The organism is Coraliomargarita parva, from assembly GCF_027257905.1.
GTDB lineage: Bacteria > Verrucomicrobiota > Verrucomicrobiia > Opitutales > Coraliomargaritaceae > Coraliomargarita_A > Coraliomargarita_A parva.
On the sequence record NZ_JAPZEI010000014.1, the window covers coordinates 72,319 to 88,207 of the forward strand.

The following is a 15,889-nucleotide window of genomic DNA, read 5'->3' on the forward strand; positions in this document are numbered from 1 at the left end:
TATAGGATTGAAAGATTACCCGGCTTGCGCCGTGTATTAATAATTCCTGCCCACGGATTGCTTCTACCATCGAAGCAGACTCCCGGCAACTGCCTGACAATGACCAACGACAACGCCCCCCTCTCTTTAACGAACCTGTGGAAAGCCCTGGGCCCCGGCATCCTCGTAGCCTGCGCCGCCGTCGGGGGCTCCCATCTGGTCTGGTCCACCCGCGCCGGTGCGGAATACGGCTGGCAATTGCTTTGGCTCGTCATCTTCGCCAACCTCCTGAAATTCCCTTTTTTCCTCTACGGGCAACGCTACACAGCCGCCACCGGAGAAAGCCTGCTCGCGGGCTACCAGCGGCACGGCAATGTCTATGTCTGGATCTTCCTCGGCATCAATATCCTGACGGGGACAATCAATATTGCGGGCGTTGGCATGCTCAGCGGGGCCTTGCTCGCCGGCTACGGAATTCCGCTTTCGGTGCCTGTGTTGACAGTCACACTCATCATCGTCTGCGCAGTCCTGCTTCTGCTCGGGCATTACAAGCTGCTCGACCTCCTGGCTAAAATCATTATTACCTTCCTCGCGGTCAGCACACTGGCAGCTGTCTTTCTTGCCATTCCAAATCGTCCGGAAATCGCCCCTGACTTTGTCGCCAACAGCCCCTACCAATGGACCGCCTTTGCTTTCATCGTCAGCCTGCTGGGCTGGATGCCGGCACCGGTCGACCTTTCCGCCTGGTCCTCGCTCTGGATGTTCAGCCGGGAAAAACAGACCGGCCACTTTGCGACGGTCAAGGAATCGGCAATCGACTTCTACATCGGCTACCTGGCGGCTGCGGTGCTTGCGGTGCTCTTTGTCGCGCTCGGCGCATTGGTCATGTACGGGACCGGTGAAAGTTTTTCCGCCAGCGGTATCGGGTTCTCACAGCAGTTGGTCAATCTCTACACTGCAACGATCGGGGACTGGTCACGGCTTTTGATCCTGACTGCGGCCTTTGTCACGATGTTCAGCACCACCCTGACCTGTGTGGATGGCTACCCCCGCTCACTGGCCGCCTGCTGCAGCCTGCTCGGTCGACTACCCGTCAAACGCTTTCAACAGATCCATCAAATCTGGATCGTCGTGTCTGTGATTTTCGCCGCAGTTGTGGTGCTTTGTTTCGTCAAGAACCTGCTTCAGCTCCTCACCTTCGCCGCAGTCATCTGCTTTCTAACATCGCCCATCCTCGCCTTCATTAACTTGAAGGTCATGTGCGGCCCCAACGTGCCGCATCAATACCGACCCGGCGTCTTTCTACGCACTCTCAGTTGGACCGGTATCGCGTTTTTTGTGCTGATGTCCGCTGGCTACCTTTACCTGCAAGCCTCTTGAATCAGGCGTAAGATACCTCGTCCACCATCCCGAACTCGGCCACGCGGCCATTTTGCAGGACGACCACGTCGTCCGCGATCTCGCGGATTTCGGCGGGCGAGTGACTGACATAGAGGATCGGCACCTTGAAGGTGTCGCAGATCTGCCTGATGAAGGGCAGCAGCTCCCGCTTGCGCGCCGCATCCAACGAGGTCAGCGGTTCGTCCATCAGCAAAATCGAAGGACTCATCAGAAGCGCCCGGCCGATCGCCACCCGCTGCTTCTCCCCGCCGGAGAGATCCGCCGGGCGGCGCTTCAACAGGTGCCCGATCCCCAGCAGGTCGACCACCGGATCGAACTCGATGAAGTGCGATTCCTGCGGGACGAGCTTACGGCCGTAGTTAAGATTCGAATACACCGAGTAGTGCGGCAGCAGACGCGAATCCTGAAAGACATAGCCGATCCGCCGCTTCTCAGGAGGCAGGTTGATTTTCTCCTCCGAACTGAACAGGCAGACGCTGTTCAAGCGGATATAGCCGCGGTCCGGTTTGCGCAGGCCCGCCACGATCTGGATGACCGAGCTCTTCCCCGAACCCGAGGGGCCGTAAAGGGCTGTGATGCCGCTCTGGACGCCGAGAAAGGAAACATCCAGATTGAAGTCCCCCTGCTTGTGTTGGATCTCCACCTTCATGTCCGGGCTCCTTTCATACGCCGCTGCAGCCAGCGGGCTCCCAGCTCGGAAGCCATCAGCGCCACCGAGGCCACCAGGATCGAAATGACGCAGAGCTTGAAGGCCCCGGCCTCGCCATCCGGCACCTGCGTATAGGTGTAGAGCGCCAGCGGCAAAGTCTGGGTCTCGCCGGGAATGTTCGAGACGAATGTGATGGTCGCCCCGAACTCGCCCAGGCAGCGGGCAAAGGCGATGATCACCCCTGAAATCACACCGGGCAGGGCCAGCGGAAGGGTCACGGTAAAAAAGACACGCCAGGGACCGGCCCCCAAGGTGCGGGCGGCGGCTTCGATCCCGCTGTCCACACTCTCGATCGACAGCCGGATGGCGCGGACCATCAGAGGGAAGGACATGACTGCCGCAGCCAGGACCGCCCCTTTCCAATTGAAGGCGAAGCTGATCCCGAAAACGGATTCCAGCCCCTTGCCCAGCATGCCGTTACGGCCGAAGAGCACCAATAGCAGGTAGCCGACCACTACGGGCGGCACCACCAGCGGCAAGTGCATCAGGCCGTCCGCGATGAATTTCCCCGGAAATTCCTTGCGGGCGAGGAGCCACGCCCAGGCGATGCCGAAAGGCAGGCTGGCGGCGACGGCCCAACCCGCCACCACCAGACTGAGCCGGAGGGCACTCCACTCGAAAGGGCTTAGCTGGAACCATTCAATCATTGATCAATATGCAAACAGAGGCGATCCACCGCCCGGCGTCCAATCTTTATTTCGCCAAGGCAAAGCCGTATTTCCCAAAGACGGCCTGGGCTTCGGCGGTCTTCAGAAAGCTTCGGAATTCATCGGAGGCTTCAAGCTGCGTGGTCGAAACCACCGCGGCTGGATACACAATCGGGGCATGGCTGCCTTCGGGAAACACCCCCACTACCTTTACCTTCCCACTCATCGCCGCATCCGTCGCATAGACCACACCAAACGGGGTTTCGCCTCGCTCGACGATGGCCAGCGCGGCCCGCACATCGCTCATCGGCGCGGTGCGTGATTCGACCACAGACCACAACCCCAGGCTTTCGAGCGCCTGCTTGCCGTAGATTCCGGCCGGCACGTGAGCCGGATCCCCCATCCCCAGACGCCCATCGGGGCCCAGAAGGGTCACCAAGTCGAGACCGGCTTGGATCGCCACCGAGTCGACCGGACTGTCTCTCGGCGCTATCAGCACAATACGGTTGCCCAACAGGTCCTCGCGTGTGCCGTCCACCAGTTTGGCAGCCTTTTCCAGGTAATCCATCCATTTCGGATTGGCCGAGATAAAGACATCCGCCGGCGCGCCCTGCTCGATTTGCTTGGCCAACGTGGACGAAGAGGCAAAGGAGGTCACTACGTGGACGCCGGTCTGCGCCTCATAGAGCTTGGCTAGGTCCTGCACCGCATTCGTGGCCGAGGAAGCGGCAAAAACGGTCACCGTCGTATTCGTGGAACTGTCCTCCCCGGCAGTCTGGCTCGGCTTGCAGGCAGTCAGCGCCAGAAGCAGGCCAAGCAGTCCGGTGTACAGGTGGAAAGTGAATTTCGATTTAATGTTCATGATGTTCAAGTGCGCGAAGTTTAGAATTTAAAGCTGAGTGAAGTGTAGGCGTAGGTGCTGTCCCCCTGTCCACTGGCATTGGGTGCATCGTGGATGAACGGACCGGCGAATAGGTAAGCCAGGCCCATGTCCGCACTCAGATTGCCGGGGAGGATGTCCCACTTCAGCCGGGCCTCGACTTGCTGCCCGACAAATCGGTCGGTCTCGCCGCTGCTGTCACGCAGTCCACTCGTGGTCCAGGCGTCGGTGTCGGACGCTAGCCAGTAGGCCCGGTAGGCGAACTGTGTCTGTACCTTGGCGCTCGGCTTGAGCTTCAGGCTGATTCCCGGTGAAACAATATTACTGCGGGCAAAGCTCCCGTAGATCCCGGTCGGGCCATGCTCGAAGCGGCGAGCTCCGAAGAGCGTGTCGAAACGGTTGCTCTCGTCATCGTCCGGATCCTCGTCTCCACTCGCATAGTCGAACAGGAGGGCCAGTCGCGGACTCCAAGCCGTGTCCCCGGTGTAACCGAACTCCAGGTGCGCGAACTGCGCCCAGTGGTCGAGGTCACTGACATCGGATGCGGATTTGCTGCTGCGCTGTTCCCCGAACTGAACGACCAACTCGACATCGTAGTCCCAGGCGTCCTTCGCCGGCTTGCGATAGAAGCGCAGACCGGGCGTGTAGAGCTCGCGGTCCTTCGTCGCCAGATCCCCCTCGTCCGACTCGTCCAACACATACAGGTAGGTCTCGAACTGGTTCTTGTCCCGGATGAAATCCTTCCACCCGGCATGCACGCCCCAGAATGTGAAGTCATCATAGGAACGGTCCTCCAGCCCTTCATTATCCAACAGGTCCGGCGATTCGGAGGGCCGGCGCACCACCGGCTGCAGGTAGAAAAGCTGCAAGTCCGGACCGGATTTCGCCTTCCAGTAAAGCACCGCGCCGTCAAAGGCATTCAGTGTATTGCGAAAACGGTTACGCGCGATGAGCCGCCGGCTGCCGGCGTCCATCGTCTGGCGCCCCAGGCGCAGTTCGGTCCGGCTGCCCTCCTGTAGCAGGTCCTCCGCTTTCAGCTGTATATAGGCCTGCAGCAGCTCGGTGGTGTTGACCATGGAGGTGCCGATCGGCGATCCCTCATCCGCCAACTCCTGTCGCGAGTCCTGGAACTCGCCAACGAGTCCCCAGTTCTCGAACTGAACGCGCCCTTCCAGCAAGGTCCGGAAGGCGAGTTGTTGATCGCCGCCCTCGTAAGCGCTGCGGAATTGGCCGTCCAGAGTTTCATACCGAACCCGGGTCGAGCCGCTCAACTGGAACCAGTCCGGCAGGCTGAACGCTTCGTTTAGGCGCCATGGCCCGGAATCCGCGCTCAGCGCGGTCCCGGCCAGGGCGGCGATCATACCCATTGTCCCCAATACTTTTCGTTTGCACATACATTCGCAGGTCGGGTAGTCGCTTGTCGTCACAGGTCGGATTGGTAGGTGCCTAGTTGAAATTCAGTCCGCCGGTTTCGCGGCTGTCGTAACCGGGCAACTCGGAGAGCACACGCCGGTAGGACTTGCTCTGCAGCAGGCGTATCAGGGCTTGGATACGCGGGTCCTCCAGCATCGATTCATGGAAGATGAAATCCAGCGCCTCCTCCTGCAGGGATAGAAACGAAAGCTCCAGCTCTTTGGCCGAAAGTTTCACGCAGACCCCGGCATCCGCCCAGCCCATCCGTATCGAATCCGCCACCGCCCGGTGGCTGTGCACTTCGCGCCCGCTCGGTGCCTGGCCCATTTCCGCACAGATCACATCCAGCCAGTCACGCGCCACGGAACCGGATTCCCGCATCGCCCAAATCTGGGCCTTATCCAGCACACTTGCGACCGAGCTGAGCCCATGCCCGGGGGCAAAGGCGAGCCCCTGGTCCCAGTGTGCGCCTCGCAACAGGCAGTAGCCCTCGCCAAGAACCGTACGTACGGTGTCTGCGTTCCGTGCCGGGTGTTCGCGATTCGACCGGTGCAAACCAGCCACATGCACCAGCCCGTCTTTCAACAACTCGAGCGAGTGCATCCCGTTGTAGGCGAAAGAAACCAAGCGGTAGCCACTCTCACGGGCGTAAGCCGCCTCCATCAGGGCCGAAGCCGGATCACAGGACGCCATCACCAGCGTGAGCTCCATCCCGGGAAGCGATGCGGGCAATTCTTCCCCGCTCTTCCAGATGCCGTCGTGTAAATGGGCCGCATGCGCCTGCCCGTTGATCGGATAAAAGATACGCCGCCCCTTGACCTCGGCACCAATAAATCGGCACATTTCGCTGTCCGGTGCCCATGACCACATGGCATTCGCAGCGGCGGAGGCTGCGGCCGCTTCGTCAAAAAGCGCTTCCACGGAAAGCTCCAGCACTCGGGCCAGATGCAACGCCGTCGAGACAGACGGCGTCAGCCGGCCACTCTCAATGGCACTCACTGAGGAACGCGGCACCCGCGCCCGCTTGGCGAGATCCATTTGAGTCCATCCACGGCTCTCGCGAGCCAGGACCAAGGGGTGCTTTGCTTTCTCCATGTTCATTCAATGATCATTATGCCATGATCATGCCACATTTCTGACATGATCATATCTTATCCACGCATTTAACGATCGCTAAGCATGCGCAGCACATCTGCTAATGCCACAGCGACAAGTGGATCATTTTTGATCAGAGATAATATATACCGTTGACAGTATATACTATCTGAAGAATATATTAACCCCATGGAAGCCTCCGACCTCTTCAAATGCATCGCCGACCCGCAGCGCCTTCGCATCCTGAATCTCCTGGATGCCGGTCCGCTCTGCGTCTGCCACTTGCAGGACTTGCTGGAGGTCACGCAGGTCAAGATGTCGAAGCAGCTCGCGAGCATGAAGCAGCTCGGCCTGATCGAGTGCCACCGCGAAGGCACTTGGATGATCTACAGCTTGAGTGAACCCGTACCGGGCCTGCTCCGTAGTAATTTGGACTACCTGCGTAAGGCCGAATGCAAGGACTGCAGTCAGCTGCAACAGGACATCGTCCGGCGGGGCCAGTTAATCATCACACTGACCGAATCCGAGCAGGCCTGCCCCGAGAGCGTCTGCACCGCCGGCAACTGCGGCTGCTAAAACCAATTTTTCACCACCACAAACCAATGAAAGACCTGAAACCAGTCGAATCCAAGGAAACCGAAGCCAAGCCCGGCTTCTTCCAACGCATCTTCACCAAGATGGACCACGCCATGAAAACAAAAGCCGACGAAAAAGCCAAAAGCGGTTGCTGCTGCTCCGGCGACGACAAAGGCAAAGGCGGCAAGTGCTGCTAGGCATGTGATGCGAGATACGGGATCGGCATAGAGCTGAAATACAGCTAAGGCTCAGTCGAAATCGCTGTCGCGCTTTCGCCATCAGTACATCTCGAACAGCGCTCGTATCCTGATCACGTATCCCGGATCTCGTGGGACTTTCCAACTTTCACACCGATTGACCGGCGTAGCTTTTGCGAAGACGGTTCGCACTTTAATACTCCAGAGGCCGCCGGCCTCTGCCACACCATGCTCGAACAGCTCATCAACATTCTGGTCTATGACTGGATCGGAATGGATCCCGAGTCGCATCTCGCCGGCGCGATCCATTTCTTCCTCTACGACACGATCAAGATCTTCCTCCTGCTGGCGGTCATGATTTTCGCAATCGGGGTGCTGCGCACCTGGCTGCCGGAGCACCGCTTGAAGCGCTGGATGAGCCGCGGGGGCCTGTGGGGAAATCTCGTGGCGGCCCTCTTCGGCGCGATCACGCCCTTCTGCTCATGCTCCTCGATCCCCATCTTCATTAGCTTGCTCAAGGCAGGCGTCCCGCTCGGCGTCACCTTCTCCTTCCTCATCACATCCCCCATCATTAACGAATACTTGGTCGTGCTGATGGCCGGCGAATTCGGCCTGCCCATCACCGTCGCCTATGTCCTCAGTGGCTTGCTCATCGGTACCCTCGGCGGCGCGGTCATTGGACGCCTCCGGCTGGAGAAGCATCTAGAGCAGGACATCATCGCCTCCGCTCACAACGAGAGCACCGTCACCCAGCACACCTGGAGCACACGCCTGCGTTACGGTTGGGACGAAGCCACCGGTGTGATCCGGCAGATCTGGGTCTGGGTTCTGGTCGGCGTCGCCATCGGCGCGCTGATCCATAACTACGTGCCGCAGGAAACCATCCACGCTGCTATGGATAAAACCGGCATCTTCTCGGTGCCCATCGCCACCGCCCTCGGCGTACCGATGTACGGCAGCTGCGCCGCCATTGTCCCCATCGCCGTGGTACTCTTCCAAAAAGGCATTCCGCTCGGCACCGCCCTCGCCTTCATGATGGCCATGGCCGCCCTGAGCCTCCCTGAAGCCATCATGCTGCGCCGCACCATGCGCCTGCAGCTCATCGCCGTTTTCTTCGGCATCACCACAGCCGCGATTATCTTCACCGGCTACCTACTGAACCTGCTGGCGAATGTATTGTGATCCAGAATACGACGTAAGATCGAACATCCGCAAGTCGGTACTCCTGAATACAACGAACAACTTTCAACCAACAACGAACAACACACCGTGAAACCCAAAGTCCTCATCCTCTGCACTGGTAACTCCTGCCGCAGCCACATGGCTGAAGGCATCCTCCGCGCGGCCGCGGGCGACCTCTTCGAGGTCTTCAGCGCCGGCTCCAAGCCGAAGGGCGAAGTGCACCCGCTCGCGATCGAAGCGCTCAAGGAAATCGGCATCGATGCCTCCGGACACAAGTCCGAGCACCTCGACCTCTATCTGAACGCCGGCATCACCACGGTCATCACCGTCTGCGGCAACGCCGACCAGGCCTGCCCGACCTTTCCCGGCATGGTCAACCGCTACCACTGGGGCTTCGAGGACCCGCCCCATGCCAAGCGCGAGAACGAATCCGAACTCGACGCCTTCCGCCGCATCCGCGACGAGATCAAACTCGTCTTCGAAGCCTACGCCGCCGGCTACCGCGAAGCCGTCAGCGCGTAATCGCGAGAGCTCCGCAAGAAATCATCGTTAACTTAAAATTCCCCTCCTGAATCAGGAGGGGTGGATCCCGCCAATGCGGGAGACGGGGTGGTCCCCGTAGGTCTTAGTCAACTACCATGAACCAAACTGAAACAATCGGCTGCACGCCTGGCAAACGGCTCGGCTTTCTGGATCGCTTCCTCACCCTCTGGATCTTCCTCGCCATGGCCGCGGGTGTTGTCCTGGGGGCCGCATGGGAAGGCTCGAATGCCTTCTGGGAGCAGTTCCAGGTCGGCTCCACCAACCTGCCCATCGCCTTCGGACTCATCATCATGATGTATCCGCCCCTAGCCAAAGTCCGCTATGAAAGCCTGCCGCAAGTCTTCCGCAACCTCCGGGTGCTGAGCTTGTCGCTTCTGCAGAATTGGGTGATCGGCCCCGTTCTGATGTTTGTCCTGGCCATCCTCTTCCTGCCCAACCATCCCGAGTTCATGACCGGACTCATCCTCATCGGTCTCGCCCGCTGCATCGCCATGGTGATCGTGTGGAACGACCTTGCCGAAGGGGACACGGAATACTGCGCCGGATTGGTCGCCTTCAACTCGGTCTTCCAGATCCTGTTTTTCAGCCTTTATGCCTGGATCTTCGTCACCTGGCTTCCCGGCGTCTTCGGACTCGAAGGCAGCGTTGTCGCGATCAGCATGGGCGAAATCGCCAAGAGTGTAGCGATCTACCTCGGCATCCCCTTTGCCGCAGGCATGGCCACCCGCTGGATCGGCCTGCGCCTCAAGGGCGAGCAATGGTACCATGAGCACTTCATCCCGGCCATCAGCCCGATCACCCTCGTCGCCCTGCTCTTCACCATCGTCGTGATGTTCAGCTTCCAGGGTGGCAAGATCCTGGCGGAACCGGTCAGCGTCCTGCAGATCGCCCTGCCGCTCGGCATCTACTTCCTCCTCATGTTCGTGCTTAGCTTCTACATGAGCCGCTGGGTCGGTGCCGACTACAAGCAAAGCACCACGCTCTCCTTCACTGCGGCCAGCAATAATTTCGAGTTGGCCATCGCCGTCGCCGTCGCGGTCTTCGGTATCGGGTCCGGCGTCGCCTTTGCCGCCGTCATCGGCCCCCTCGTCGAGGTGCCCGTCATGATCGCACTGGTCAACCTCGCCTTCTGGTTTCGTCGCAAGCTATTCCGCCCACATACCGTCCCCCAAGAAGCCGCGGTGGAAAGCTAGCAGGCGGTCATTCAAATACCCGTCTTCGCAATCCCCGGATCACAGCCAAGTCCCCCCAGTCCGCACCGTACAGTGCCCGAACTCGCGGCCTTCGCTTTCGACCACGCTCCTGTTGCCAGACGTCTGCATATCCACGCACGAATTCCGACGTGCCCAAGATCGCTCCATCCGTAAAATAGCGAACCCGGCATCGTAACACCGTCGCTAGTGGCAGTTCGCCGTCTTGCTGCTCAAGCACTTTCACGGCCGCCTTCCGCTCGATTGTAGCCCCTCGCCCCGGAGCACTGCCCTTCCCGAAAATCAACATGCGGTGTAAGCCTAAGGCATTCTGAACGGACCCACCCGCTCGATCCGCCCAAATGCGCATCAGGCCCGACTTTGCCAGACGCCCACCCGCCACGGCCTCGGCATATCCACAAAAACGATAGTCCTTCGGGTCTTCACCGAGCCCCGCTCGAACCGGATTCAAATCGATATACGCTGCGATCGTCTGCAGGGCGTTGCCGCCCCCCTCCACCAGGACGCTCTTGAAGCGCTCCGCCCAAAGCGTGCCGTAACGCGCATGCGTACGGTTATACCATACGGAAAAACGCTGTTTGACCGCCTTCATGAACTCCGAGACATCCCCCATCCGCACCGTCAGCTTTCGGCGAACCATCTCCGCCTCCTCGCCACCCGCTCTCAATTGCGAAGCCATCACTTGCGCCGAGGCCTCCTGGTATTTCGTCGGCTTCGGGTACAGCACACGGTAACGCCGCATCATCTCCCGATCCGAAATTTGCCCCACCTCCGGCACGCTCAGCAACACGTGGAAGTGGTTCGACAGAATACAGTAAGTCAAAATCTCCACACCACTGAAATCCGCGACCTGCCACAACATCTTGCGCAGCACCTCCTTTTCCCGCTCCCCAAACAACTTCTCCCCATTCACCGTCCGGGTCATGCAGTGATACACCGCCGGAGCTCCTCTCACTTTCAGTCGCCGCTGCCTCATCCCCATACTCTGATCCCAAACCTTCCCGCTGTCCACCCTATAATGAGCCTGTCCCTTATAGAGCGTGAGCTTTCTTTTTGCATCCTTGTGTTTTGGCCAAACCGGGGTTAGATTGATCCCGTTATGATCGAACTTGTGAAAAAAACCATGTTGGCCGGCGTAGGCATGGCCGTAGTAACGAAGGACAAGGTACTTTCGTCCTTCGATGAACTGGTCGAAAAAGGCCGCCTAACCAAGGAAGAGGCGGCCAAGATGTCCGATAAGATCATCGAAGAAGGCCGTGAAGAAACCGAGAAGGCGAAAGTCGAAGCCAGCAAGCTCTTCAACGACATGCTGCACCGCGCCAATCTTGTAACCAAGGACCAGTACGACGCCCTCGCCACCCGCGTTACCGAGCTCGAAGGCCGCCTGCACAAGGAATTCCCGAATGGGGACTGACAGCGGTGTTGGTTGAACGTTGATTGTTGTTGATCGATGCCTCACATCAACAGTTTGGAGGACCTTGAATGCTGGAAGGCGTGCCGGGCCTTGCGCCTGTTTGTCGTTCAACAAGTCATTCCACTCCTGCCGTCGGAAGAACGCTTCCGCCTGGGGGACCAACTCTACCGGGCAGCGAGATCTACCACTTCAAACATCGCGGAAGGCTTTGGACGACGTCACTATCTCGACAATGCCAAATTCATCCGAAACAGCCTGGGCTCCCAACATGAGTGCCTCGACCATCTCATCGCCGCCACGGACGAAGACTTGGTCCCTGAAGGCATCTTGGACGAATTCAGGCAATTATTTGAAAAAGCCGTCGCGCTCTCCAATGGTTATGCAGCCTACCTCGGACGTAGCGCACGCGGGTAGTCCTGCCCAAACAGACAACCTCCAACAAACAACCCTCAACACCGCTTGAAACCCTTCAACTACTTGGCCAATGCCGTTCGTGCGCCGGAGATCGTGGCGATTCTGGTGCGGTGGGGTTTTGAGGACTTGTTGCTGCAGCTGGACACCCCGCAGTTCCTGCTCAAGAATCTGGTCCGGAAGAAGGTCACCGACCTCACTTTCTACGAGCGGGTGCGCAATGCCTGCGAAGAGCTCGGCCCGATCTTTGTGAAGTTCGGCCAGATCCTCGGCACCCGCCCGGACAAGTTGCCTGAGCCGCTGGTCATGGAGCTGAAGAAGCTGCGTAGCCAGGTCGAGCCACAGCCCTTCGAAAAGATCCACCCTGTCCTGTTGAAGGAGCTCGGCCGCGAGATCGACGAGGTCTTTCTCAATTTCGACCCCACCCCGGTCGCCGCCGGCTCACTGGGACAGGTTTATCGGGCGACCCTCGTTGAGACCGGTGAAACCGTCGCGGTGAAAGTCCAGCGTGCGGACATCCGCAAGACGATCACCGCCGACCTCGAGATCATCGGCTGGTTTGCCCGCCAGTTGCACAGCCGGATCGAGGAGCTGCGCCCCTACAACATCCCGCAGCTCGTCCGCGAGGCGGAAGACCGACTGGAGGACGAACTCGACTACCGCAACGAGGCCAGCAATGCGGAAATCTTCATCGCCCTGAACCCGGACCAATCGCGCGTCTTCGCGCCCAAGGTGTATTCCGAATACACGACGCGTCGCCTGATCGTGACCGAGTGGGTCGAAGGGGAATCGCCGGACACGGTCCGGCTCGAGCCGGAGATGGCCAAGGAAGTGGCCGAGCTCGGCGGCAACTCCGTCTTTCACCAGATCGTGGTCACCGGATTCTTTCACTCGGACCCACACTCCGGCAACATGCTCATCACCTCGGACTACCGTATTTGCTTCCTCGACTGGGGACAGGCCGGCCAGATCACAATGGAGATGCGCTACCACCTGGCCGACCTATTTGCGGCCATCACCAGCCGAGACGCCGGCAAGGTCATCCGTGTCGCCCAAAGCATGGCCATCGAGGACAGCCACATCGACCAGCGCAGCCTCGAAAAGGAAATCACCCATTTGCTCAACAAGCACCGGCGCTTCGGCCCCAACGGCACCAATATCGGAACCGTCGGTCTGGAGATGCTCTACATCTTCGGCACCAACGGAATCGCCGTCTCGCCCGACTACGCCTTGCTCTCCAAAGCCATCCTCTGCGTCGAGGAATCCGCCCGCCTGATCCATGCCGAGTTCGACATCCAGGAAGTCGCCCGCCCCTTCCTCGTCAAATTGAACAAGGAACGCTGGAGCTTCAAGAGCCTCAAAAGCCGGACGGTCTACCCCTTTGTCGACATGCTCCGGCGCATGCAAAAGATCCCGGAAAGCCTCCACCGCATCCTCAACCGGATCGAGCGCGAGGAGATCCAGATCAACCTGCACCACACCGGCACCGAAAACCTGGAAGACACCTTCAACTCCTCCATGAACCGGCTCACCGTAGGCATCATCATCGGCTCTCTCATCATCGGCTCCTCCCTCGTCATCACCACCGGGGTCAAACCGCTCCTCTGGGGCTTCCCCGCCATCGGCATACTCGGCTTTCTCGTTTCCGGCCTGTTGGGCCTGTACATCGTGATCTCCACCCTGCGCAACCATCACCACAAATGACCCGTGAGAAACAACGCGCCCTGGTGGCCTGGATCATCTGGTTCGCCATCCTGCAAGCCGCCTTCATCTACCCCTTCCTACTCGGCGGCGGATTCCCGAAGGGTGACAACAGCCCGGAAGCCGTCCACCCCGCCCTCTGGGCACTCTGTATCGGCCCCGTACTTTTGGCCACCGCCCTGCGCTGGCTTATCCTGCCCCGCGTCCAGACAGACTCCCAGCAGCAGCTGAGCATGATGATCGTCGGCCTCGCGCTCAGCGAGGGACCGATCCTCTTTTCCATTTTCCTGCTCCCGGAACACCCGCAATACCGGATCGCGGTCTGGATGCTCGCAATAGTCAGCGTGATCCAGTTTGCCCCCAGCTACGCGACGCCCGGCTTCAAGATTGAAAAGACATGAGCACGACAGATTTTGATCCCGCCGCGGTCCGAGCACGCCTCGACGCCATCGAAACCATCCTCCCGGATTTGGAAAAGGAACTCATCGGGCTGCAACAAGGCGGGCTCTCGATCACTACCAAGTCCAACGACTTCGACCTCGTCACCCAAGCCGACGTCCTGAGCGAAGAAAGGCTCGCGCGCTTCATCTCAAGCCAGTTCCCCGAGGACTCCATTCTCGCCGAGGAAGGCACCGAGCTGCCCGCCGCCGCCTCATCTGTATCCTTCCAGTGGATACTGGATCCGATCGACGGAACGGTCAACTACGCCAACGGCATGCCCATCTGGGCGATCTCCATCGGCCTGCGCCATGAGGGCGCCATCGTAGGGGCCATCGTCTGCGGCCCCGGACTCGGGCTTCGCTACCGGGCCGTGCTCGGCGAAGGCGCCACACGCAACGGACAGCCCATACAAACAAACGGGAAGACGCAAATCGGGCGCGGACTGGTCGTGACCGGATTCCCCTACGACCGGGCCAAGCGGGCCGAACCGCTCAGCCGCGCCCTTGCCAACATGCTGCACAAGGCCGGCGGCGTACGCCGGCTCGGGGCCGCCGCACTCGACTTCTGCTTCCTCGCCGACGGACGCTTCGTCGGCTACTATGAAATGGGACTCAAGGCATGGGACTTCTGCGCCGGCGTCCTCATCGCGGAAGAAGCCGGCGCCTGCCTGACCGACTTCCACGGACAGCCACTCGACATTTTCAACAGCAAAGGCGTCGTCGGCGCCGCCACCCCCGAGGCCCACGCCGAGCTCCTCTCCGCATCCGCCCCCATGCTCGAAGCCGTCGAGCTGGAGGGGGATTGAGATCCGGAGACCTCTGCGGACATGCCAAGTCGGAACGCAACCTCGTTGATCAGCGAAGTACGTATCTAATTTCCGGATACAGTATATTCATAACACAGAATGATTTTGCTTACAGCTGCGTGCTTGTTCTTATCCCGCTGGGGAACTGTCTCGAAAAAGCTGGCCGAGGGTCGAGCACGGAGGAACCACCCCGTCTGCCGCTGACGCGTCATCCACCCCTCCTTGCCAAGGCGGGGAATTTGAAAAGATCCGGAGGCCTCTGCGGACATGCAGAAGCATGCCCCTCCAAGAAATTATGCATGTCTTAGCGGATCACCAGAACAATGGAGGGACGCGCTTCTGTCTATCCTGAGCTTAGGTCGAAGGGCGCGTCCGCTACGTCACGGTAAGCATCATACTGCGTGACGATTCATCCTTCATCACAAAGTGCCGACACAAAAAAGCACCTCCCGCGAGAGGAGGTGCTTTTGAAAAACAGATCGTCCGGAGACTAGTCGACCAGGTTCGCCTTGATGTAATCAAAGCTCATCTTGAGGGAGTCGAACGGGTCGCCCGGGCAAACATCCTGCTCAATGATGTACCATTCGCAGCCGGACTCTTCAGCCGCCTTCACGATGCCCTTGAAGTCGAGGTTCCCGTAGCCGATTTCGAACATGATCGGGTTGCTTGCTTCACGCACGCCCACATCCTTCATGTGCAGCAGCGGGAGGCGGCCCTTCAGATCGCGGCACCATTTGGCCGGGCAACCGCCACCGAGTTGCACCCAGTAGGTGTCGATCTCGGCCTTGATGTTCTCGGGATCGGTTTCGTCATAGATGTGCTCCAGTCCGGTCTTGCCGTCCCAAGAGTAGAACTCGTTGGCATGGTTGTGGTAAGTCAGGACCAGACCTGCTTCGCGCAGAACGGCACCGGCCTTGTCCAGCTTGGCGATAAACTCGCTGCGAGCCTGAGCATCGGTGAAATCGATTCCGCTCGGGAACGGGTAAGCGGTGTACTTGCAACCGAGCGCCTTCAAGCGTTCCACGATTTTTTCCGGCTCATCCAGAATCATGACGCTCGGCTCGTGTGTCGCGCAAATGGTCAGGCCGTTTTCGGCACAAATCGCGGCGATTTCTTCCGGCGGCAGCACATCGTGCGGCATCCCGGAAATCTGCACGGCCTTGAAGCCGATATCGGCCAGCTTCTTCATGCTTTCACGAAAGCCTTCCGGGGTCTGGATAAAATCACGGATCGTATACGTGATCAGGGCTACTTGTTCGATTTTCATAATTTACTGATTTTGGA

General features: G+C 59.3%; 18 protein-coding genes. 11 read left to right on the plus strand and 7 right to left on the minus strand.

The window, feature by feature from the left end; genetic code table 11:
• The first annotated feature begins 99 nt into the window (after window positions 1-99).
• The gene (locus O2597_RS17395) at window positions 100-1,359 is read left to right on the plus strand and encodes an Nramp family divalent metal transporter (RefSeq protein WP_269526864.1); all 1,260 of its coding nucleotides are present in this window, start codon (window positions 100-102) and stop codon (window positions 1,357-1,359) included.
• A 1-nt stretch (window position 1,360) separates the two neighbouring features.
• Here the strand turns inward: O2597_RS17395 and modC are convergent, their stop codons facing one another.
• From modC to O2597_RS17420, 5 genes are read right to left on the minus strand one after another with little or no spacing between them, the layout of a single operon-like run.
• The gene (gene modC, locus O2597_RS17400) at window positions 1,361-2,029 is read right to left on the minus strand and encodes a molybdenum ABC transporter ATP-binding protein (protein ID WP_269526866.1); all 669 of its coding nucleotides are present in this window, start codon (window positions 2,027-2,029) and stop codon (window positions 1,361-1,363) included.
• Window positions 2,026-2,736, minus strand: coding sequence for a molybdate ABC transporter permease subunit (gene modB / locus O2597_RS17405; protein ID WP_269526868.1), 711 nt, complete (start codon window positions 2,734-2,736; stop codon window positions 2,026-2,028). Before modB ends, modC begins: the two co-directional genes overlap by 4 nt.
• A gap of 46 nt (window positions 2,737-2,782) precedes the next feature.
• Complete coding sequence (gene modA, locus O2597_RS17410; protein WP_269526870.1) at window positions 2,783-3,598, minus strand: molybdate ABC transporter substrate-binding protein; 816 nt, start codon at window positions 3,596-3,598, stop codon at window positions 2,783-2,785.
• Between the two features lie 20 nt (window positions 3,599-3,618).
• Window positions 3,619-5,043: an alginate export family protein gene (locus O2597_RS17415; protein ID WP_269526871.1), complete on the minus strand. Its 1,425-nt coding sequence runs from the start codon at window positions 5,041-5,043 to the stop codon at window positions 3,619-3,621.
• A 19-nt stretch (window positions 5,044-5,062) separates the two neighbouring features.
• Complete coding sequence (locus O2597_RS17420; protein WP_269526873.1) at window positions 5,063-6,124, minus strand: substrate-binding domain-containing protein; 1,062 nt, start codon at window positions 6,122-6,124, stop codon at window positions 5,063-5,065.
• A gap of 189 nt (window positions 6,125-6,313) precedes the next feature.
• On the opposite strand from O2597_RS17420, the gene O2597_RS17425 reads away from it, so the two are divergent.
• The 5 genes from O2597_RS17425 (at window position 6,314) to arsB (ending at window position 9,815) form a co-directional block, all read left to right on the plus strand.
• Entirely contained in the window at window positions 6,314-6,700 is a 387-nt protein-coding gene (locus O2597_RS17425; protein ID WP_269526875.1) for an ArsR/SmtB family transcription factor, read from the plus strand.
• A 26-nt stretch (window positions 6,701-6,726) separates the two neighbouring features.
• Window positions 6,727-6,897 carry a hypothetical protein gene (locus O2597_RS17430; RefSeq protein WP_269526877.1) on the plus strand — a complete coding sequence of 57 codons (171 nt, stop codon included), beginning with the start codon at window positions 6,727-6,729 and terminating at the stop codon, window positions 6,895-6,897.
• A 228-nt stretch (window positions 6,898-7,125) separates the two neighbouring features.
• Complete coding sequence (locus O2597_RS17435; protein ID WP_269526879.1) at window positions 7,126-8,079, plus strand: permease; 954 nt, start codon at window positions 7,126-7,128, stop codon at window positions 8,077-8,079.
• Window positions 8,080-8,166: 87 nt separating this feature from the next.
• Window positions 8,167-8,601, plus strand: coding sequence for an arsenate reductase ArsC (locus O2597_RS17440; protein WP_269526881.1), 435 nt, complete (start codon window positions 8,167-8,169; stop codon window positions 8,599-8,601).
• Window positions 8,602-8,717: 116 nt separating this feature from the next.
• Window positions 8,718-9,815: an ACR3 family arsenite efflux transporter gene (gene arsB / locus O2597_RS17445; RefSeq protein WP_269526883.1), complete on the plus strand. Its 1,098-nt coding sequence runs from the start codon at window positions 8,718-8,720 to the stop codon at window positions 9,813-9,815.
• 7 nt (window positions 9,816-9,822) lie between these two features.
• Here the strand turns inward: arsB and O2597_RS17450 are convergent, their stop codons facing one another.
• Window positions 9,823-10,788, minus strand: coding sequence for a transposase (locus tag O2597_RS17450; protein ID WP_269526885.1), 966 nt, complete (start codon window positions 10,786-10,788; stop codon window positions 9,823-9,825).
• Between the two features lie 156 nt (window positions 10,789-10,944).
• Between O2597_RS17450 and O2597_RS17455 the strand changes: the two genes are divergently transcribed.
• From O2597_RS17455 to O2597_RS17475, 5 genes are read left to right on the plus strand one after another with little or no spacing between them, the layout of a single operon-like run.
• On the plus strand, window positions 10,945-11,247 hold the full coding sequence (locus O2597_RS17455; RefSeq protein WP_269526887.1) for a phasin family protein: 303 nt from the start codon (window positions 10,945-10,947) through the stop codon (window positions 11,245-11,247).
• Window positions 11,248-11,283: 36 nt separating this feature from the next.
• The gene (locus O2597_RS17460) at window positions 11,284-11,661 is read left to right on the plus strand and encodes a four helix bundle protein (protein ID WP_269526888.1); all 378 of its coding nucleotides are present in this window, start codon (window positions 11,284-11,286) and stop codon (window positions 11,659-11,661) included.
• A 45-nt stretch (window positions 11,662-11,706) separates the two neighbouring features.
• Entirely contained in the window at window positions 11,707-13,362 is a 1,656-nt protein-coding gene (locus O2597_RS17465; RefSeq protein WP_269526890.1) for an ABC1 kinase family protein, read from the plus strand.
• Window positions 13,359-13,760 carry a hypothetical protein gene (locus O2597_RS17470; protein WP_269526892.1) on the plus strand — a complete coding sequence of 134 codons (402 nt, stop codon included), beginning with the start codon at window positions 13,359-13,361 and terminating at the stop codon, window positions 13,758-13,760. Before O2597_RS17465 ends, O2597_RS17470 begins: the two co-directional genes overlap by 4 nt.
• Window positions 13,757-14,605, plus strand: a complete 849-nt coding sequence (locus tag O2597_RS17475) for an inositol monophosphatase family protein (protein WP_269526894.1) — start codon at window positions 13,757-13,759, stop codon at window positions 14,603-14,605. The genes O2597_RS17470 and O2597_RS17475 overlap by 4 nt, the downstream gene beginning before the upstream one ends.
• A 490-nt stretch (window positions 14,606-15,095) precedes the next feature.
• Here O2597_RS17475 and O2597_RS17480 read toward each other — a convergent pair whose 3' ends face one another.
• Complete coding sequence (locus O2597_RS17480) at window positions 15,096-15,872, minus strand: sugar phosphate isomerase/epimerase family protein (RefSeq protein ID WP_269526896.1); 777 nt, start codon at window positions 15,870-15,872, stop codon at window positions 15,096-15,098.
• Between the last annotated feature and the right edge of the window lie 17 nt (window positions 15,873-15,889).